20 protein-coding genes are annotated in these 20,508 nt (G+C 34.3%); 13 read left to right on the top strand and 7 right to left on the bottom strand.

Annotated features, from left to right (window positions below):
* Nucleotides 1-6: 6 nt before the first annotated feature.
* On the top strand, nucleotides 7-1,077 hold the full coding sequence (locus BM371_RS18105; RefSeq protein WP_034678924.1) for a DUF4407 domain-containing protein: 1,071 nt from the start codon (nucleotides 7-9) through the stop codon (nucleotides 1,075-1,077).
* Between the two features lie 266 nt (nucleotides 1,078-1,343).
* On the opposite strand, the gene guaB is transcribed toward BM371_RS18105, so the two are convergent.
* The 7 genes from guaB to BM371_RS18140 form a co-directional block, all read right to left on the bottom strand.
* Entirely contained in the window at nucleotides 1,344-2,804 is a 1,461-nt protein-coding gene (gene guaB, locus BM371_RS18110; protein ID WP_034678923.1) for an IMP dehydrogenase, read from the bottom strand.
* A 148-nt stretch (nucleotides 2,805-2,952) separates the two neighbouring features.
* Entirely contained in the window at nucleotides 2,953-3,453 is a 501-nt protein-coding gene (locus tag BM371_RS18115; RefSeq protein WP_034678921.1) for a DUF4252 domain-containing protein, read from the bottom strand.
* Between the two features lie 12 nt (nucleotides 3,454-3,465).
* Entirely contained in the window at nucleotides 3,466-4,719 is a 1,254-nt protein-coding gene (locus BM371_RS18120) for a DUF4252 domain-containing protein (RefSeq protein ID WP_034678919.1), read from the bottom strand.
* A gap of 53 nt (nucleotides 4,720-4,772) precedes the next feature.
* Entirely contained in the window at nucleotides 4,773-5,444 is a 672-nt protein-coding gene (locus BM371_RS18125) for a hypothetical protein (protein WP_228376803.1), read from the bottom strand.
* Nucleotides 5,419-5,928: an RNA polymerase sigma factor gene (locus BM371_RS18130; RefSeq protein WP_034678917.1), complete on the bottom strand. Its 510-nt coding sequence runs from the start codon at nucleotides 5,926-5,928 to the stop codon at nucleotides 5,419-5,421. Before BM371_RS18130 ends, BM371_RS18125 begins: the two co-directional genes overlap by 26 nt.
* Nucleotides 5,929-6,180: 252 nt before the next feature.
* Nucleotides 6,181-7,341: a GlmU family protein gene (locus BM371_RS18135; RefSeq protein ID WP_034678916.1), complete on the bottom strand. Its 1,161-nt coding sequence runs from the start codon at nucleotides 7,339-7,341 to the stop codon at nucleotides 6,181-6,183.
* A 205-nt stretch (nucleotides 7,342-7,546) separates the two neighbouring features.
* Nucleotides 7,547-7,798 carry a type B 50S ribosomal protein L31 gene (locus BM371_RS18140; protein ID WP_034678914.1) on the bottom strand — a complete coding sequence of 84 codons (252 nt, stop codon included), beginning with the start codon at nucleotides 7,796-7,798 and terminating at the stop codon, nucleotides 7,547-7,549.
* A 183-nt stretch (nucleotides 7,799-7,981) separates the two neighbouring features.
* Between BM371_RS18140 and BM371_RS18145 the strand changes: the two genes are divergently transcribed.
* From BM371_RS18145 to BM371_RS18200, 12 genes are all read left to right on the top strand, one after another.
* Complete coding sequence (locus BM371_RS18145) at nucleotides 7,982-9,388, top strand: hypothetical protein (RefSeq protein ID WP_034678911.1); 1,407 nt, start codon at nucleotides 7,982-7,984, stop codon at nucleotides 9,386-9,388.
* A 113-nt stretch (nucleotides 9,389-9,501) separates the two neighbouring features.
* On the top strand, nucleotides 9,502-9,828 hold the full coding sequence (locus tag BM371_RS18150) for a nucleotide pyrophosphohydrolase (RefSeq protein ID WP_034678907.1): 327 nt from the start codon (nucleotides 9,502-9,504) through the stop codon (nucleotides 9,826-9,828).
* Between the two features lie 85 nt (nucleotides 9,829-9,913).
* Nucleotides 9,914-11,134, top strand: a complete 1,221-nt coding sequence (locus BM371_RS18155) for a 3-phosphoshikimate 1-carboxyvinyltransferase (RefSeq protein WP_034679267.1) — start codon at nucleotides 9,914-9,916, stop codon at nucleotides 11,132-11,134.
* Nucleotides 11,135-11,140: 6 nt separating this feature from the next.
* Nucleotides 11,141-11,635 carry a hypothetical protein gene (locus BM371_RS18160; protein WP_034678905.1) on the top strand — a complete coding sequence of 165 codons (495 nt, stop codon included), beginning with the start codon at nucleotides 11,141-11,143 and terminating at the stop codon, nucleotides 11,633-11,635.
* 10 nt (nucleotides 11,636-11,645) lie between these two features.
* Nucleotides 11,646-12,440 (top strand): SDR family oxidoreductase, encoded by a 795-nt coding sequence (locus tag BM371_RS18165; RefSeq protein WP_034678904.1) that lies wholly within the window; start codon nucleotides 11,646-11,648, stop codon nucleotides 12,438-12,440.
* Nucleotides 12,441-12,655: 215 nt separating this feature from the next.
* Nucleotides 12,656-14,233: a BamA/TamA family outer membrane protein gene (locus BM371_RS18170; protein WP_228376802.1), complete on the top strand. Its 1,578-nt coding sequence runs from the start codon at nucleotides 12,656-12,658 to the stop codon at nucleotides 14,231-14,233.
* A 226-nt stretch (nucleotides 14,234-14,459) separates the two neighbouring features.
* Nucleotides 14,460-14,963, top strand: coding sequence for a phospholipase domain-containing protein (locus BM371_RS18175; protein WP_034678903.1), 504 nt, complete (start codon nucleotides 14,460-14,462; stop codon nucleotides 14,961-14,963).
* A gap of 251 nt (nucleotides 14,964-15,214) precedes the next feature.
* Nucleotides 15,215-15,784: a hypothetical protein gene (locus BM371_RS18180; RefSeq protein ID WP_034678899.1), complete on the top strand. Its 570-nt coding sequence runs from the start codon at nucleotides 15,215-15,217 to the stop codon at nucleotides 15,782-15,784.
* A gap of 101 nt (nucleotides 15,785-15,885) precedes the next feature.
* Nucleotides 15,886-16,686: a WxL protein host-binding domain-containing protein gene (locus BM371_RS18185; RefSeq protein WP_034678897.1), complete on the top strand. Its 801-nt coding sequence runs from the start codon at nucleotides 15,886-15,888 to the stop codon at nucleotides 16,684-16,686.
* Nucleotides 16,679-19,405 carry a COG1470 family protein gene (locus tag BM371_RS18190; RefSeq protein WP_034678896.1) on the top strand — a complete coding sequence of 909 codons (2,727 nt, stop codon included), beginning with the start codon at nucleotides 16,679-16,681 and terminating at the stop codon, nucleotides 19,403-19,405. The genes BM371_RS18185 and BM371_RS18190 overlap by 8 nt, the downstream gene beginning before the upstream one ends.
* Nucleotides 19,402-19,935, top strand: coding sequence for a hypothetical protein (locus BM371_RS18195; protein ID WP_034678894.1), 534 nt, complete (start codon nucleotides 19,402-19,404; stop codon nucleotides 19,933-19,935). The genes BM371_RS18190 and BM371_RS18195 overlap by 4 nt, the downstream gene beginning before the upstream one ends.
* A 6-nt stretch (nucleotides 19,936-19,941) precedes the next feature.
* Nucleotides 19,942-20,466 (top strand): hypothetical protein, encoded by a 525-nt coding sequence (locus BM371_RS18200; protein WP_228376801.1) that lies wholly within the window; start codon nucleotides 19,942-19,944, stop codon nucleotides 20,464-20,466.
* Nucleotides 20,467-20,508 lie beyond the last annotated feature (42 nt).

Below are 20,508 nucleotides of genomic sequence, written 5' to 3' on the forward strand. Positions count from 1 at the left end.
TCAATAATGAAAAACCCACAATCGACTATATATCAAACCAATCATAAAATAAACTGGTTTCAGAAGTTTCTGCTCGTCTGCTCTGGTGGAAATATTCATATTCTAAGGAAAACACCGAGTGAATGGAATAAGTTTGCAGGAATCGGAGGAATCGTTCTTTTTACAGCCGTATTTGCAACATTATCTGCTGCTTATGCAATGTATACTATTTTTGATGACATTTGGGCATCCATCGGGTTTGGAATTCTTTGGGGACTAATGATCTTCAATCTTGACCGCTACATTGTTTCATCCATTAAAAAAACAGGAACGTGGTGGAATCAGATTCTCATGTCGATTCCAAGATTGATTTTGGCAACTTTTTTAGGAATTATTATTTCTAAACCTTTAGAGCTTAAAATTTTTGAGAAGGAAGTTAACAAGCAGTTAAACACAATTATTCAACGAAACAAAACCGACCTGCAAAAACAAATGAACGGCAGAATTCTTCAGCAGAGCGGACCGTTTGAAACAGAAAAGAAGCAAATCTCAGAAAAAACTGCGCAATATCAGAAATCTTATGATTCGGCTGCTGTCGAGCTGGAAAAGGAAATTTTAGGAAAACAAACCAACCTTACCAGCGGAAAAGAAGGTTTCGGACCTAATGCAAAACGTAAGCAGGAACTGAAAGAGCAACGCAGACAGGATCTGGAAAACTACCAGAAACAGGTTGCACCAAGATTAGACTATCTTGACAAAGAAATTTCAAAAGTTTACACCAATCTTGAAACCGAAAGAAAATCCACAGAAACTTTTGAAGATAAGTTCAACGGATTCGCAGCCAGACTTCAGGCATTGGATGAATTAGGTAAGAATTCAGCGATTATTGCAACAGCTGCAGCTTTTATTATGGGGCTTTTTATCTGTCTCGAAATTTCACCGGTTTTGGTTAAACTAATTTCTTCGGTGGGACCTTACGATTATCTGTTGGAAAAGACTGAAAATGATTTCAGGCTCTACTCCAAAGAAAAAATAGAAAAAGGAAATGCTTTAACAGACTTCCGGATTGATGATTTTAAAGACAAATTAAAACCCTGAAAATCTTCAAGTTGTAGATAAACTTCTATAATCTCGTAGTAAAATATCTACAAGATTTGTGATGATAGTATTGCTAAACATTTCTAATTTTACATCGTAGAAAAAGAGGAACTAAAACTCTATATAACTATTATTTTAAAAAACACAAAAAGAAGTTACTAAAGGAAACTTTAGTAATTGAAAAAAAATTTCGTGATGCCGGTTTCGGCATTAAAAAATGCCTCTGAAATCTCAGAGGCATTTATTTTATTCTAAATGTTTCTTTATTACAAAGAATAATTAGGAGCTTCCTGAGTAATAATTACATCATGAGGATGAGATTCTTTCAATCCGCTTCCTGTGATCATTACCATTTTGGTCTCGGTTTGTAAAGCAGTAACATCTTTTGCTCCGCAATATCCCATTCCAGCTCTTAAACCTCCTACTAACTGGAAAATTACTTCTTCTAAAGATCCTTTACTTGGAACTCTTCCTTCAATTCCTTCCGGAACGAATTTTTTAGCCTCACTTTGGAAATATCTTTCTTTTCCTCCTCTTTTCATTGCAGAAAGACTTCCCATTCCCTGATAAGTCTTGAATTTTCTTCCCTGGAAGATGATTTCTTCACCCGGAGCTTCATCAGTTCCGGCTAAAAGGGAACCCAACATTACAGCTCCTGCTCCACTTGCAATTGCTTTTACAATATCTCCTGAAAGCTTAATTCCACCATCAGCAATGACTGCAACATTTTTGGTTTGTGCGTATTCGTAAACGTTATAAATTGCCGATAATTGAGGAACCCCAACTCCCGCAACAACTCTCGTTGTGCAGATAGAACCAGGACCAACACCTACTTTCAAAACATTTGCTCCGGCCTCGATCAGATCTTTAGCTGCTTCAGCAGTTACGATATTTCCTCCAACAATATCCAAATCAGGATATGCCTGTCTGATTTCTTTAATTTTATTCAAAACACCAATAGAATGCCCGTGAGCAGAATCGATACCTATAATATCAACACCTGCTTTTACAAGAGCTTCAATTCTATCTAAGGTATCTTCACCAACTCCAACTCCGGCTCCAACGATTAATCTACCGTTTTGATCTTTATTGGCATTCGGATATTCCAGCTGATTATCAATATCTTTAATGGTAATTAAACCTACTAATTTATTGTTTGCATCAACGATAGGGAGCTTTTCAACTCTACTTTTCAAAAGAATTTCTTTGGCTTTCTCAAGATTGGTATCTTTATCGGAAGTGATAAGATTTTCTTTCGTCATAATCTCCTCAACCTTCATATCAAGGTTTTCCTGATATTTCACGTCTCTGTTTGTGATGATGCCGATCAAGGTATTTTCAGCGTCAACTACAGGTAGACCGGAGATCTTATATTTGGCCATTGTTTCTTTAGCCTCTGCCAAAGTATGGTCTTTAGAAAGTGTAACAGGATCAGAGATCATTCCGTTTTCAGAACGTTTTACTCTGTTTACCTGAGCCGCCTGTTCGGCAATTGTCATATTTTTATGAATGAAGCCCAAACCACCAACTCTTGCCAAAGCAATCGCCAATTCAGCCTCTGTAACGGTATCCATTGCAGCGGAAACGATAGGAACATTAAGCGTAATTTTGTCGGTAAGTCTTGATTTTAATGAAACCTGGTTAGGTAAAACTTCAGAATAAGAAGGAACTAGAAGCACGTCATCGAAAGTGATGGCTGTCTCTACAATTTTGTTATGAATAGACATCTTTACTTTCTTGCAAAATTAAGCTTTTTAAATGACATATGAAAATAGCTTAAAATAGTTTAAATAAAACTTAACAATTCATATTATAAATCAAAAAAAGCCACCGTGAACAGTGACTTTACAAAATTAAATATGGTTGAATATGAAGTTATTTATCGGATGCGAAATTGATCATTTTTGAAATATCATCTGCTGTAAAACTCCCTTTTACATCTACAAAGACCAAATCTTTCTTAGAATTTACGGTAATCAGCATATTTTTTATCATGTCACCTTGTTGCTTTACACGGATATTCACGTTTTCACCATCATGTTTTATGGTAGCCCATTCTTCGTAATTTTCATTTTTCAGATAATTGGCATAATCTTTCATCAGCTTCTCACTTCCGTTGGCAACAGTCATCATTTTTATCTTCGAAACTTTTTTTACCATGGCGATGGCTTCTTCACTTTCGCCATCTTCTCTCAAAGCTTTTTTGATATAAGGCTTCGCTAAAAACATAGGTACATTAATACTCGCAAATTGAGCATCCTCATAATCATAGTCAGAATTTGAGAAAAATGCCATATTCGGTTTATGAGAAACAATACACGACTGCATTAAAAATAAAGTACAGCAAACGAAGAAAATGGTTCTAATTGTTTTCATGGTTTTTAATTATTAGTTGATTTGGTTTAAACTTCCTGCAGAAGATTTACTGATATTAGCATCAATTCTCGGGCTTCCTTTATATTTCACAGATCCTGCCGAAGAAGCTTTTACAGTCAATTGATCTTTAGCATTCACCGAAGCACTGCTTCCTGAAGTAGATTCTACTGTACCTACATTAGCTTGTAGCTGATCGGCTTTGCATGAAGATCCGCTGCTTGCATCGATGGCTACATAATCCGTATTTCCTTCCAGAGTAACGCTTGAGCCGCTTGAACTTTTTACTAAAACTTTATTTGCGCTCACCGTCGATTTTACATTAGATCCTGAACTCGCTTCAAAATTTGAAGTCCCTGAAATCTGAAACTTTGCCACAACCGCCGATCCTGAAGATGCATCAACGATCATATCTTTTGCGCGGATTTCGTTTACTGCCGTAAAGTTTGAGCCGGATGAAGCTTTAATCTTATCAATTGATGGCGAAGAAACATTGATGCTCAGATTTTTAAATTTTAAATTTCTCGTCCCTTTATTATCAATATACACTTTCAAAACTCCGTTTTCAACTCTTGTAATGACATTCTGAAGTTTATCTGAATCTGCAAAAACCTTCACACTTGTATTGTTTTCCTGCTTAAAGACCACTTTTACTCCTGTGCTCATGTCAATTCCTGAGAACTGTCCTACATTTCTGTTTTCACCATTTAGATAAGATGCAGAATTATCCGATACAAAACTGCTTGTAATTGTTGATCTCGTTGTATTTGTTTTTGTTTCAGCAGAATTAATAATTTTATTCACGTCATCCATCGAAAGTCTTCCGTCGAGCATCACCAGAATATTTTCTCCGCCTCCGCTATCAATACTCAAGAGCATATTATCCAGCGTTCCGTCATTTTTTGCATCGGATGAAAGAAATTTAATTCTACTTCCTGCATTCTTTACAGACATAATCTCATTGTAATTCAAATTACTCAGATAAGACGAAATTTCTTTATTCACATTCGCCAATTCTCCTTTGGTGTTTTCTGTGATTAAAACTTTCAATCCGTCAATCTTTGAAAGAAGAGGTTTTATCTGATCGAGTTCTTCGTCTGCGATATTCAGATTGCTAAGCATTCCGAACATAGGTTTGGCAATCTTAATGGAGGTTACTCCCTCAACTTCCTGATATTTTTCAAAAAGCTGATCCAGCTTGTTTTTCTGTCCATACACATTAAAGAAATGAGACAGCACAAGAGTACATATAATGAGTATTTTTTTCATAAGTTCAGTTTAAATTAATTGATTATAAGCCTGATCAGTTGCATAATCTGTTGTTAATAATCTACATTATCCATCACTTTCGGAGCCAATGCCTGATTAACATTGTTGGCAACCACCTGAAATGAATATTTGGTTACGTTTATCGCTTCTTCCATGCTTTCGATACGTTTTCCGTTGACGATAACATAGGAATCTTTATATCCTGTTGAATCTTTCTGACTGAGATTGCCTTGAGAATTGTAAACATATCTCGGTTTCGATTCTTTTTTAATCCTGCTTTTTTTAGATAAAATTTCATCTAAAACATCTTTCTCCGCAATAGAATTTTCTATAAAAATAGAATCTTTTTTTGCTCCTGAAGCCGAATCTGTTGTATGCACAGCAACCTGCGAGTCATGATTATGATTTTCATTAATGAAATCAGTTTTCTGCTTCTGGATTTCATTTTCTACCAATTTCGCCTGATTGTCTACAGCATCTGTTTGATTATAATTAAATATAAAACCAAGACCGAAAAGCAAGACCACACTTGCAGCCATCCAGAACCATTTCGGAAACGAAGGCTTTTTAGTTTCAATTGGAATGACCGGAGTTTCGTTTGATGAAATCTCATCATTCTTTCCTTCTGTTTTTTTCAGGAAATCCTCAAAATCCCAGTTCATTTTTTCTTCCTTTAAACTTTGGAAGACTTCGTTATATTTATCTTGAAATTTGTCGTTGCTCATAGCTCATCAATTGTGAGATTTGTTCTTTTACTTTTTGTCTGGCGCGCATCAGATTTACTCTTACTGCGTTTTCTTCCATTTCCAACATTTCAGAAATTTCCGACACTTCATACTCTTCTACATCCTTCAAATGGATTACCATTTTCTGTTTCTCAGGAAGCTGATTGATAAATCCGATGATTTGTTCTTTCATATTATTTACATCCATACTGTAGAGTTCCGAACGGTGTAGCTGTAAATCGGCAAAACCTAACTTTACGTCGTGATGCTTCAGCCTGTTAAGGCATTCATTCCTGACTGATTTCAAAGCATAGGATTTAAAATTTCCAAACTGCTCCAATTCGTCTTTCTTTTGCCAGAATTTTATCATCAGATCCTGTACTACATCTTCAGCTTCATCGCTGCTCATGACAAACCTTTTCGCAAAACGGAACATCTCATCTCTGAGAATAAATACCGTATTCTTAAAAGTTTCCTGAGTCATAAGTTTGTTTCTATTAGTAAGACAACCTGAAATTGAAATATATTACACTAAAATTAAAAAAAACTTCAAAAAAGATTGAAGTTTTAATTTTTATTGCCGAAAACAGCTCTATATCTGAACTATTAAGGCATTTGAGAATTTTAGATTTTTAAGTTGAGCTTTGCCTTAAGACGTATGCTTAATGAATATCTTCAGAAATTTACCTTAAAAAAACTTAACAACTTAATTTAAACTTAATGGTTCAGATATTTTTTAATAATTATCAAAAATATGTTTAAAGATTGCTTTATCATGATCAGTTAATGGCATTTTTCTTCTCGCCATTACTTTTTCGGCAACTTCGTAAGCTTTATCTAATTTAAAACGTTCATCATCTTTAAAACCACCCCACGAAAAATTTTCAATAAGATTCGGTGGAAAACCTTCTTTAAAAATATTGGAAGCAACTCCGATCACAGTTCCTGTATTCAGTTGTGTATTAATGGCCGTTTTAGAATGATCCCCCATAATTAAACCGGCAAATTGTAATCCTGTGTCCTGGAAATCTTTCGTTCTGTAATTCCAAAGTTTTACATTTCCGTAATTATTTTTTAAGTTGGATGAATTGGTATCGGCTCCCAAATTACACCATTCTCCGATCACGGAATTTCCGACAAAACCGTCATGACCTTTATTGGAATACCCGAAAATAATGATATTGCTGACTTCACCACCCACTTTTGAATGTGGGCCAATCGTAGTTGCACCATAAATTTTTGCCCCCAAATTAAACTTCGAACCTTCACAAAGCGCAATCGGACCACGAAGGTTACAACCTTCCATTACTTCTGCATTTTTCCCGATGTAAATTTTTCCTGTTTTAGTGTTGATGGTTGAAAATTCAACTTCTGCACCTTCTTCGATAAATAAATCTTCTTCATTTCCTAAAAATCCGTTGGTTGAAGATAATTCCTGTGAAGTTTTTCCTTTTGTCAGTAATTCAAAATCAAAATCAATGGCTTCTTTATTATACGTAAAAAGATCGGTTGGTTTTTTAAAGAAAATAAGCTCTTCCCTGATATCCGTCATTTTTTCGATCTGGTTTAAAGAAAAACCGTCCATATTGATTTTTGCAGCCACCAATTCGTCTTCATACACCAAAGCTTCGCCTTGTTTCAAATCTTTTATCTGCTGAATAACTGTATCTGTCGGTAAAAAATTAGTCACCAAAAACAGACTTTCTTTTTTTTCAGGTTCCCTGAATTTTTGCTGCAGATACATTTCCGTAAACCATGAAATTTCGGCAGAATCTAAAATTTTCTGCCATCTTTCGGAGAAAGTAAGAATTCCGCAACGCATTTCTGCGACTGGACGGGTAAAAGTAAGCGGAAGAAAATCTTCCCAATATTGTGCATCGGAAAATACGAGTTGCATTTCTGTAAAAGTTTTTAAGGTTGGAAGCTAGATGATGGAAGCCGGATGTTTACAATCTCACTGTTTATATCCAAAATCTGCTTATTGACAAAAATACGAATCATTGGGAGAAGTTGTGCTATTCAAGTTTTAATTCTGGTTAAAGTGCACAAAAAAAGTCTTTCGAAAAAATCGAAAGACTTTAAAATATTGTAAAATCAAAAAATTACTTCGCGAATTTTTTGTATTTGTTCATAAACTTGTCTACTCTACCTGCAGTATCAACCAATTTAGTTTTTCCTGTGTAGAAAGGGTGAGAAGTAGAAGAGATTTCCATTTTGATCAATGGGTACTCAGTTCCTTCAAACTCGATTGTGTCTTTTGTATCTGCAGTAGATTTGCATAAAAATACTTCGTCGTTACTCATATCTTTGAAAACAACAAGTCTATAATTTTCTGGGTGAATTCCGTTTTTCATAATAAATTTTTAAAAAATTAAAGTTTTGCTTTCGAAATAGTAATGGTATTTCTTCTGCTAAATTTTAGGTTGCAAAAATACAATAATTTTTAAAATATACAAATACCTGATCAACATTTTTTAAAAGATAAGAATTTTAAAGTATTTTCGTTAAATTTGAAACTTATATAAACTTTAATTTTGATGAAACTCAAATTATTACTCTTTTTATCTTTCTGGATGTTGCTTTTAGCTGTTTCTTGTAACAAGGACGATATTACGTTTGATGCGCCTTCTCAGGAGCTCAGATTCTCAAGAGACACTGTTTTCTGTGACACTGTTTATCATCAGGTTCGTTCAGAAACATATGCTGTAAAAGTATTTAATAATGAAGATAAGGATGTAATGATCCCAAGAATCAGCCTTGAAAAAGGAGCTGCATCTTTATACAGAATCAATGTTGACGGAAAACCGGGACACGATTTTCAGAATGTTCCTTTAAGAAAAAAAGACAGTTTGTATATTTTTGTTGAAATTGCTCCGCAAGCTTCAGGTCCGGAAGCAATCGCTGAAGACCGCATTTTATTTACAACAGGAGCAGGACAACAACACGTCACTTTATTTTCGGTGGTTCAGGATGCTGAATTTTTTATTAAAACCCCTTCGAATCCGAATATAATTGCTTCAGACGCAACGTGGTCTAATAATAAAGCAAAAATTATTTACGGTGATCTTACGCTTGATCCGGGAGTACATCTGAACATTCAGCCCGGAACGAAAGTTTATTTTCATAAAAACAGCGGAATGAAAGTTTCCACAGGAGCAACCCTGAATATCAACGGAACAAAAGATGAGCAGGTAATTCTTCGCGGAGACCGAAACGACACTTATTATGACACCATCCCGAGAAACTGGAACTCGATCAGAATGGAGAAAAACTCAAACCTGATCATGAATCATGCGAGGCTGTTCGGCGGAACAAGAGGTCTGGAAATGACGGAAACCAACGCAACTATCAGCAATTCATTTATCCATACCTTCCAGGAATATGGAATTTATTCTGTGAGATCTAATATTAATGCAAACAATCTGGTAATGAACAATTGCGGTGAATCATGTATCGGAATTTTCAAAGGAGGAATGTACGATTTTGTACACTCTACCATTGTCAATTATTCTGAACTGCTTCATCAATTCAACCGCAACGGAATTTTTGCAGCCAATGAATATCAAAATGAAAACGGACAAACCGAACAAGGCTCTCTGCACTTCAACATAAGAAACAGTATTGTTTATTCTGATCGTGATAATGCTCTTTCTTTGGAGCAAACACCGGGACAACTGCTTAATTTTTCCATTCAGAACTGTTTGCTGAAATATTCAGGAACAAGTGCTGCAGGATTTGATTTTGATACCAATTCGAATGTTACGGGAAGTATCAAAAACCAAGAGCCAAAGTTTATCAACTACTTTGCTGCACAAATGAATCTTAGAGTGAAATCAGATTCTCCGGCAAGAGGAAAAGGTGATCTTACGGTTGCCAATTCTGTTCCTACCGATATTGTGGGCGCTGACAGAACTTCAAATCCTACATTGGGTGCTTATCAGTAAGATATTTGATATTTGATATTTGATATTTGATATTTGATATTTGATATTTAACCTAAATTTTAAATTAATTTAAAACTGCCTCTTTTAACTTTTGCATTGGCTCTTAAAAAATTATGGAAATTACAAATCTGCAGCAGCAAGTTGACGAATGGATAAAAACAATTGGCGTTCGTTATTTTAATGAACTGACCAATATGGCAATGTTGACAGAAGAAGTAGGTGAAGTTGCAAGAATTATTGCGAGAAGATACGGTGAACAGAGCGAAAAAGAAAGCGATAAGAGCAAAGATCTGGGCGAAGAATTGGCAGATGTTTTATTTGTTACATTATGTTTAGCCAACCAAACCGGAGTCAATTTGCAGGAAGCTTTCGACAAAAAAATGAAGATAAAAACTGATCGCGATAAAGATCGTCATCAGAATAATGAGAAATTGAAATAATGCAGGAAGATGGATGATGGAAGCCGGAAGTTTAGTACAATACTTGAACACCCAGCTCCTTATTTCCAGCTTCTATCTAAAGAATATGAAGTTAGAAAAATCAAAATTAAAAGAAAACACAACCATACAAATCAGCGGTTCGAAAAGTATTTCGAATCGTTTGTTGATTTTGGAAAGCCTGTTTGCAAACATAAAAATCGGGAATCTGTCGAATTCTCAGGATACCCAATTGCTGAAAAAAGCATTGTCTGAGAATACTGAAATTGTAGACATTCATCATGCAGGAACGGCGATGCGTTTCCTCACATCATATTATTCCATTCAGGATGGAAAAACAACTATTTTGACAGGCTCGAAAAGGATGAAAGAAAGACCGATTAAAAATCTGGTGACCGCTTTACAGAATCTCGGTGTCGAAATTGAGTATTTAGAAAACGAAGGTTTTCCACCTTTAAAAATTATAGGAAGAAAAATCACAGAAACAAAAGTAGATGTTCCTGCGAATATTTCAAGCCAGTTTATTACTTCACTTCTACTCATTGCCGGAAAATTGGAAAACGGATTGGAAATCAATTTGGTTGGTGAAGTGACTTCAAGATCATATATTGAGATGACTTTGGACATTTTAACCAAATTCGGAATTAAAAACAGTTTCATCGGTAACATCATAAAAGTAGAATCAACCATCAACCATCAACTATCAACTATCAACTATGAAGTGGAAAGCGACTGGAGTTCCGCATCCTACTTCTACTCTTTTGTCGCTTTGGGAAGAAAAACAATTCATCTGAAAAGTTTTTATAAAGAATCCACTCAGGGAGATTCTGCGATTGCAAAAATTTACGAAGAGTTTTTCGGAATTAAAACAACTTTCAAAGAAGAAGAACATCAATTAAAACTTGAACCGATTGAAGGTTTCGAGTTCCCGGAAAAGATTGTTTTAGACATGAACAATTGTCCTGATATTGCTCAAACCCTTTGTGTAACAGCTTCAGCTTTAAAAATCCCTTTTGAAATTTCAGGATTGGGAACTTTACGAGTGAAAGAAACCGACCGATTGCTGGCTTTACATAATGAACTGAAAAAGCTGGGTACTGAAACAGAATTTACAGATTTAACGATAAAATCTATCAACTTTAATGAGCCTGAGGAAAACATTTCGATTAAAACTTACCAGGATCACAGAATGGCAATGAGTTTTGCCCCGTTTTGCCTCATTAAAGAATTAAATATTGAAGATGAAAATGTGGTAGAAAAGTCTTATCCGATGTTTTGGGAGGATTTAAAAATCATTTTAGTAAAATAGTTAAAGATGAAAAAGCTTATATTCATTTTAACATTTTTGATTCCTGTGACATTTTGGGCTCAATATCTTTTGCCTAATGAAGAAGTAATTTATTCATTTGAAACCAAAAACGGCAAAAAAATGACTTTGGTAAAAGATAAAAACAACCAATACATTCAATATCGTTTCGGAACAGCAAATAAAATTGAAATGGAATTTCCCAAAGAGCGAACAAAGGAAAGCTGGAAAAAATTTCATTATAATTCTTATTTCAGAGGTGGCGGAACCGATAATGCCGCAATGGAAATAGACAATCTTTTATTTACAAATAATGGATTTGAATATGTGATTTTCAGAGCTTATCATTCCGAAGGAAACGATTATTCGGCAGGAATTGTCATTAAAGACAGCAAGGGAAAAGAAACCAGAATCAAAGGAAACTATAAAACGGTAAAAGGCTGTATCTGCAATCTTGAAGAAACAGGAATGATTGAAAGAGAAGATATCGGCTTAACATTTTAAACTAAAAAAATTGAATAAAACTATAATTATCACAGGAACTTCATCAGGAATTGGTTTCGTATTGGCAGAATATTTCGGAAAGAAAGGTCATAAAGTCTATGGCTTGAGCAGAAAACACACTGAAAGCCAGTATTTCACATCTATTCCAACCGATGTTACAGATAATGCAGCGGTGCAGAATGCAATTGCAGAAGTTCTGAAAACAGAAACAAAAATTGATGTTCTCATCAACAATGCCGGAATGGGAATGGTGGGTTCTGTGGAAGATTCTTCAAAGGAAGATATTTTAAAATTATTTAATCTAAATCTTGTCGGAGCCGTTCAAATGATGAGTGCCGTAATGCCGAAAATGCGTGAAAGTAAATTTGGTCAAATCATTAATGTTTCCAGTATCGGGAGTGAAATGGGGTTGCCTTTTCGTGGGTTTTATTCAGCTTCAAAATCGGCTTTGGATAAAGTTACCGAAGCGATGAGATATGAAGTTTACCATTGGAATGTGAATGTTTGTTCGCTTCATTTAGGAGACATCAAAACCAATATTGCAGAAAACAGAGTGAAAACAAAAGTCTCTGAGCCTTACAAAAATGTGTTTGACAAAGTTTATGCTTTGATGAATTCTCACGTAGGCGACGGAACAGAACCTTTGGAAGTTGCTGAGTATATTGATGCACTTTTAAGCAAAAATAAATGGAAAACTCACTATTATTTTGGTAAATTCGGACAGAAAATCGGTGTTCCTTTGAAATGGATTTTGCCACAGGGAACTTACGAGAATTTAATGAAGAAGTATAATAAACTGGCTTAATTAAAGTTATTAAAACAAATTTTTATTTTTAAAATTAAATATATTTTTGAACCATTAAGAGGAATTAAGCAGTTAAGTTTTATTAAGATAATCAAATAGATTATAAACCAACGAAATGATTCAGCAAAGCTGAACTTAAAAATCTTAACTTCTTAAATAAAACTTAATGGTTTAAAATTTAAATAAAGTTGAAGTTATTTCTGAAAATATTTTTTGTGCTGTTTTGCGTTTTTATACAAGCGCAGAAGAAACATTATTTCCTGATCGATACAGAAACGAAAGTTAAGAAAAAAGTAAAAGATTCACTTTCAGCCGCAAAATTTCTCGATTCTCTGGCTCAAAGTAATTACTTTTTCACCGAACTGAAAGATGTAAAAATAAAAGGCGACAGTACCGAAATTTTTTATGATAAAGGAAAAAATTTCAACGAAACTTACGTTAATCTTTCCGATTCTATAGTTGACCGATTTAAATTGGAGAAAGAATTTTTCACTAAAAATTTAGATTCTATTAAAAAAAACATCAACAAAAAATATATTGATGACGGATTTGCTTTCAGCAGAATTAAGTCTCAGTTTAAAGGAAAGAAAAATGGCTATCCCGTTGTAGAGCTCGATATTAATAAAAATAATAAACGAACCATCGATGGTTTTGTAGCAAAAGGCTATACAAGGGTTCCGAAAAGATTTATTAAAAATTTAGAGAAAGAATTTAAAGGAAAAACATACGATGACAAAAACCTGATTGCCATCAATAAAAATTTCCAAAGCCATCCTTTCATCACGCTTGAACGGCAACCGCAAACACTTTTCACGAAAGATTCTACACAGATTTATCTTTTTATGGAAAAGAAAAAGACCAACACTTTCGACGGCGTTATTGGTTTTGGAAATGATAAAACAGATAAATTTACCCTGAACGGAACCTTAAATGTGAATTTTAAAAATATGTTCAATGGTTTTGAAACTGTGAATTTATACTGGCAAAGAAACCCGGATAAAGGACAGACTTTCGATTTACAGACTGATATTCCGTATTTATTCAATTCGAATATTGGGATGAATATGAAAGTGAATATCTTCAGACAGGATTCTACTTTTGCCAATGTAAAAGCGTTACCTGCGTTCTATTATCATCTCAACAGCCGACAGAAAATAGGTTTACGAGGCACTTTTGAAAACTCAACCATCATTGACAGTCTTTATATTCAGGGAAAAGATTACAACAAAAAAGGGATCGGTATTTTCTTCGACATGACAGAACCTACCGATATTGACCTTTTCCTTTATAAGTCTAAACTGAATGTAGGTTATGACTTTTTGGCAACCAATTACACCGGAGAAAACATTAAAGCTAATCAAAACCAGTTCTACTTTTTCGGGGAATACAATTATCATATCAACGGAAATCACTTTCTTAATATAAAAGGTGAAGGCGCCATGATGGATTCTAAAATAGATTTCTCGGCCAACGAATTGTACCGTTTTGGTGGCTGGAATTCCCTCCGCGGTTTCAATGAAAGCTCACTTGCCGCCGATTTTTATTATTACGCCGGTGTGGAATATCGGTATCTCATCGGAAATCAGGCATTTTTTGATGTTTTCGGGCAATATGGGCAGCTCAACAATAAATCTTTAAATGTAAAACCTAAACTGTATAGTGTTGGTCTTGGTTTTAATTTCTTCATTCCGATTGGTTTGATGAGCTTCCAGCTTTCTAATGGTAATGAATTCGGAAATCCTTTTAAGTTTAACGATATAAAAATCCACTGGGGAATCTTAAGTAGATTTTAAGAAAATATTAACATTTAACACCTCATTATGTTAATTTTTTTTATTATTTTCGATGCTAATATTTGCCAACTCTTAACAAAAAGTTAAAGAACCGGTAATATACATGTGCTAAATTTGTCATGTAAAACTTAATGACATCATGATTATATAAATAATCATCCCTACCAAGTCCCAAAATGTTCTCTGAAAAAAACATTCAAAAAAACTAATTGAATTCCGAAGAGACATGAAACCACCTATTCTTCAGACACACCACTATCTTGTTAATATAGAAAATAACGAGATCAGTATGATGAACTTCAAAAACAGTGAAGTTGATTTAATTGTTTACGATAAAAACGCATTTAATACAAAAAATTATTATTTCTCTTACAAACTTCATTCGAATGATAAGCTTACCCATCCAATCAGTTTTGGAACGTACAGCTATGAAATAATAGGCATTAATGGTTTTGTAAGAAAATTTAAGGGTAAAAAAAAACCTGAAATAGAAGTAATTTTAACCAATACTTCATCCAAGGACGAGATAAAGATTGAATTGCATAATATTCCGGACGAAAATTACACCATCAGTCTCGAAAATTTGTACGAAAAAACCAAGAAAGAGATTAAATCTGCTTCTTCAAAGTATGATACAGTTATTAATTTAGAGAAAACTAAAGGCTGGTACGATATTAAAATAAAAACTGAAAACAACAGTTGGCATTTTGCCGGGAGAACAGAACATTAAACACCTATCAAATTCGCAATCAACCCATTCTGAAAAATAAAATACACTAATGCAATTTTAGATGTATAATTTCCCTATACATTGATTATAGTCATAAAATTTTACCACAAAAAATTAATAACTATGTAAAAAATTATCGATTAATAACATTAAACAATTGATAATGAATACATAAACATAAAATTTTATCATTAAATATTTCATATTGTAATGAATTTTTGACTAACTTCACTTTTCAAAACATTAACACCATGACGAAAACAACATTTAGTTTAGCTATGTCTTTAGCAGCGCTTGCTTTCTCAACAAATCTAAAAGCGCAAGACACTAACAAAGACGATCACACGATTACGATTACTGTTCCCGAAGTTGCAATTGTAGACATTGAACCCTCTGCAACCAAAAACATCACTTTAGGCTTCACACCTCCTACAGAAGCAGGTCTTCCTATCGTTTCTAGTGGCAGCAACAACACCCTTTGGTTGAACTACTCTTCCATAAAATCTGTTGCCGATCCTACCCGTAATGTTTCTGTAAGCCTAAATGCTGTGATTCCGGGAATTGATATCAATGTTACTGCCGCAGCCGCAACCGGTGCAGGAGGAGGAACTTTGGGAACTCCTTCCGCTCAATTGACATTAAGCGCAGCTGACCAAACTATTATTTCAGGAATCGGCAGTGCTTATACCGGAAACGGAGCAAACAATGGCCATAATCTAACTTATGCTTTAGCAGCAGGCGGAAGTGTTGCCAACTATGCAGATTTGCAAGCTACCGCAACTACGGTTGCTACGGTGACCTACACAATTTCTGACAACTAAGAATTCACAAAAAAATCTGACTTGTGATCAAGGAGAAATTTAGATAAAATTTCTCCCAGCTTTACTATTGTCTTAAAACAAACTAAAACTTTACATTTAAAATGATAAAGCGGATACTCTTATTTATAATTCTGATCCTTCCATTTTCTTTTTCAAAGGCAAATATTGTGGTACTCAACGGTCTTTCACACACTTATAAAGTAGAGAATGGCAGAGTGTACAAAGGCAAAATTTCTATAGAAAATACAGGTAATCAGACTCAGGATGTGAAACTGTTTTTACAGGATTTCACTTATCAGGCAGATGGTTCAATAAATTATACCATCCCAAAAACCAACCCAAAAACCAATGCAGAATGGATTCAGCTCAACACCAATCTGATCAGCTTAAAACCAAAAGAAAAAACAGACGTTTTTTATGAAATCAAAATACCTTCACAAACGAATGACGCAGGAAGCTATTGGAGCGTAATTATTGTAGAACCTGTCGAAAATATAAAAGCCAGCAATGAAAAGCAGGGGATCAATATTACCTCAATTGTACGGTATGCTATTCAGATTATCACTGATGTAGATTCCGAAAAAGCAAAGCCCAATTTAAAATTCGAAGGAATAAAAATCGAAAAAGAACAAGAAAAAAGAATACTAAAAATAGCTATCGCCAATGAAGGAAATCTTTATTGCAAACCAACTGCATCAATAGAGATTTACAACAAAAAAAACGGTCAGAAAATCGAAACTCTCAGCAGTCTGCCAATGGGATTATTACCACAAACCTCAAAATCTTTTCATATTGATATCACCAAAATGCCTCCCGATCAATACAATGCCGTAATTATTGCAACTGATGAAGACGAAAATGCATTTGCACTCAATGTGGAATTGGAAGTAAAAAATGATTAAAAAACAGATTATCTATTTTACCCTCCTACTCCCGGTTTTATTTTTTTCTCAAAAAAAAGACAGCTTAAAGCCGGGAACAACAACTTCTATTTCATTTACAATAGAGAACAGAACCTCTGAGGCTAAAAATTATGATATTACTGCAGAATCTTCAAACCCATCCATAGCACCAATCTTAAAAACAGGAAGCATTTCAATCGCTCCGAATGAAAATAAAATTTATATTGTTCCGTTAAAAATTGCTGTTGAAGCTCCACAAGGTAAATATTCGGTTTTTCTGACCGGAATTGACAACAGCACGAAAGAAAAATTTACCCTGACATCTGTGTTTATCGTTGCCGGGAGCAGAGAAATTTCACTTACCACATTAGATTATCCTGAATTTGTAAAAGCCGGAGAAAAAATAAAATCAACATTTCTTTTAAAAAATAATGGCAATATTTCTGAGAAATTAATTTTGGAAAGTAAAAATGCGATAGTTGATCATCCGTCAAAAATACTTTTACAGCCGGGAGAAAGCAAAATAATCTCCGTTTCAAAAAAAACTAATATTGAGCTTGGTAAAAATGAATATCAAAATTTAAATCTAACTGTACATTCTGAAGGAAAGTTTAGTCAAAATCAGACAGCATATACCAGTACAAAAATAATTTCGGTAAAACCTGTTGAAGACGACATTTATCACAGATTGCCTGTTTCGGCATCGCTTTTATTTGTAGGTATGGAAAATCGTGGAAGTTATGAAGATGGTTTTCAGGGTGAATTTCATGGGAAAGGAAGTTTAGATCAGGAAAATAAAAATCTTATTGAGTTCAGAGCTATTACCAAAAATCCTGTAGCATTTAATTCATTTACCCGATATGAAGAATATTTTGTAAACTATAAACGTGAAAATTTGTGGCTACATCTCGGAGACAAAAATTATTCATCATCTTTTTTAACAGAATATGCAAGATATGGTCGTGGCGCAGAAATTGAGATTGATTTAAACAAAATAAGTGTGGGTGGTTTTTATAATCATCCGAGATTTTTCAGAGATATTAAAGATGAATTTAACGTGTATTCAAAACTAAAAATTGCAAAAGAGTCTGAAATTACGGCTGGATATTTACTTAAAATCCCGAGAACAGAAACTACAGATTTCAGTTTTACAAATTTAAGATTAGATTCTAATGCACATTTACCTTATCTCGCAGGAAAATTTAAACTCAATAAAAATCTTGAAATTTCCGGAGAAACATCTTATAGCAAAACCGAAAAAACAGAAGGAACAGCTTTTATGCTGCAAACCGTTGCAAATTTCGAAAAGTTCAAAGGAAATGCTTTGTACATGAGGGCAAGTCCGGAATATGCAGGATATTTTAACAACACAAGCACTTTCAACGGAAATGCGCAATATCAGTTCACGAAGAAAATCAATGTGATAGGAAATTATGTTCAGGATGCCAAAAATTTTCAGCGTGATACTTTATTTCTTGCCGCTCCATACCGAAAATTTCTGCAGTACGGAATTCAATTTAAATATGCTAAAAATGGAAATTTAATGCTCTTCAATGGTTCGCAAAGATACCAGGATCGTCTGATGCCAAGAGAATTCGATTATAAGGAAAAATATTTCAGAGTGTCGATAGATCAGCAGATCGATATTTTTCAGATCAATCTTGAAACGCAATTTGGTAAAACAGATAACTACCTTACAGGATTTTCCGGCAACTCTAGTTTTTATACGGTAAATATTGGATTTGAGAAATTTAAAACTTCCTTCAATATCTATGGAAGCTATGCACTTACTTCACGTTATCAATTACAAAACCAGGAACAGTTTTATTATGGAGCAAGGATATTAAGTAGATTTTCGGACAAAACATATTTCAGCTTATTTTATCAGAATAATTACATGCCTGAAGAATATTATTCTGACCGAAATCTTTTTGAGCTCATCTTTCATCAGCAAATTTTTCGCGGACATGAATTCGACCTTTCAGCAAGATATAATCTTCAACGTGGTGAACTGGGAAATAAAGATTTTATTTTTTCGCTGCGCTATACTGTAAGGATGAATCTTCCTTCTCAAAAAGTTGCCGAATACACTACATTATCTGGGAATATCAAAAATCTTGGAGTCAACAAAACAGAGGGTATCCGTTTGATTATGGGAAATCATCTTTCAATTACAGATAAAAGAGGGAATTATATTTTTAAAAACATGATTCCTGGTGAATATGTTTTGGAAATAGACCGGTCAACAACTGCATTGAATGATATTACAGATATAAATCTGCCTGCTTCTTTAATTTTAAATAAACAGGAAAACTTTTTCAACTTTGGTCTGACAACTGCAGCAAATATTCAGGGAAAAATAGAATATAACGAAACAGAAAATAAATTGGCGTTTGCCCAACTCAGCACACAGAGATCAAAAAAGAAAAAAGAGAATCTTGTCATTGAAGCTACAAACGGAAAACAAACATTCAGAAAAATTGTAATGACTGGAGAACATTTTGATTTTACCTATCTGCGTCCCGGAGACTGGAAAGTGAAAATTTACAGGAACGGTTTAGACAAAAAATTTAAGATTCCCATTGATCATTATGATTTATATCTAAAACCTTCAGAAACAAAAAATATAGTTTTTAATGTAATTAAACAATCATCAGAAATAAAATATCAACAGGAAACCATTAAAGTAACCTATATCGAAAATAAAAAGCAAAAATGAGTAATTTCAGAATACTTTTTCCGGTTCTTATGATATTTTCCTGCACATTTTTAGCACAAACAACAGGAAACCGCACAGTAGGCATTACATTACCTGTAGTTACTTTGATGGATATAGAACCACCAGGAAATATCAGCTTTAATTTTTCGGCACCTACTGAAGCTGGCAATCCGGTTATTGCGCCTGTTTCCAATACATCAAAATGGTTAAATTATACATCTGCAGTTGCTGCAGCAGGTCTTCCGAGGAGAATTACAGCTTCTATCAACCAAATAATTCCCGGGATTGACATTAAAATTCAGGCAGCCGCTGCGTCAGGTTCCGGTGGTGGAGTTTTGGGTACGCCTTCTGCCCAGTTAACATTAAACACAACAGCACAAACGATCATCAGCGGAATAAGAGGAGCTTATACAGGAAATGGAGCAAATAATGGTCATCGCTTAACGCTAACTTTGTCGGCAAATACCTATGCAAATTTATCGGCAAGAACAAATACACCGGTAGTCATTACTTACACAATAACAGAATAAAGAATTATGGAAGATTATAACGAGTCATTTAAAAATAATTTTTTTTTCAGTATCATTGTTTTGATGCTCTCAATATCACTATCACAAGCTAAAGCACAAAGAACGTTAACAGTAGGCGGAAACAACTGGACAGTTACCCTTCCTTCTATCACAGAAGCTGGAACAAACTATGCAGGAACTTATGAAAGTGCAGCCAATCAAATCCTACTAACTGCAAGTGTTCCTCTTTTATTAGGTAGCGGAAAAGTGTCCGTTCACTATGAAGCCAACCCAACATGGAATTCAAGTTTAATATTAAACGCGAGAAGAACGGGAGATGGTACTACAGTTTGTGTATTGTGCTCAATATCCGGAGGAACAACTTATCAGCCAATAGGATTAACAGATGTAGAACTATTTAGGATTGTTGCAATTGCTACTTTAGCCAGTTATTCAAATATTCCAATTCAGCTACAATTAAGCGGAGTTTCAGTAACAGTTCCAGCTGCAACATACAACAGCAGAATAGTTTTTACCATCAGTGAAATATAAACAATTTTAATTTAGATTTAGGAGTTCTTACAGGCTATGCGC

The organism is Chryseobacterium formosense (assembly GCF_900116415.1).
Lineage (GTDB): Bacteria > Bacteroidota > Bacteroidia > Flavobacteriales > Weeksellaceae > Chryseobacterium > Chryseobacterium formosense.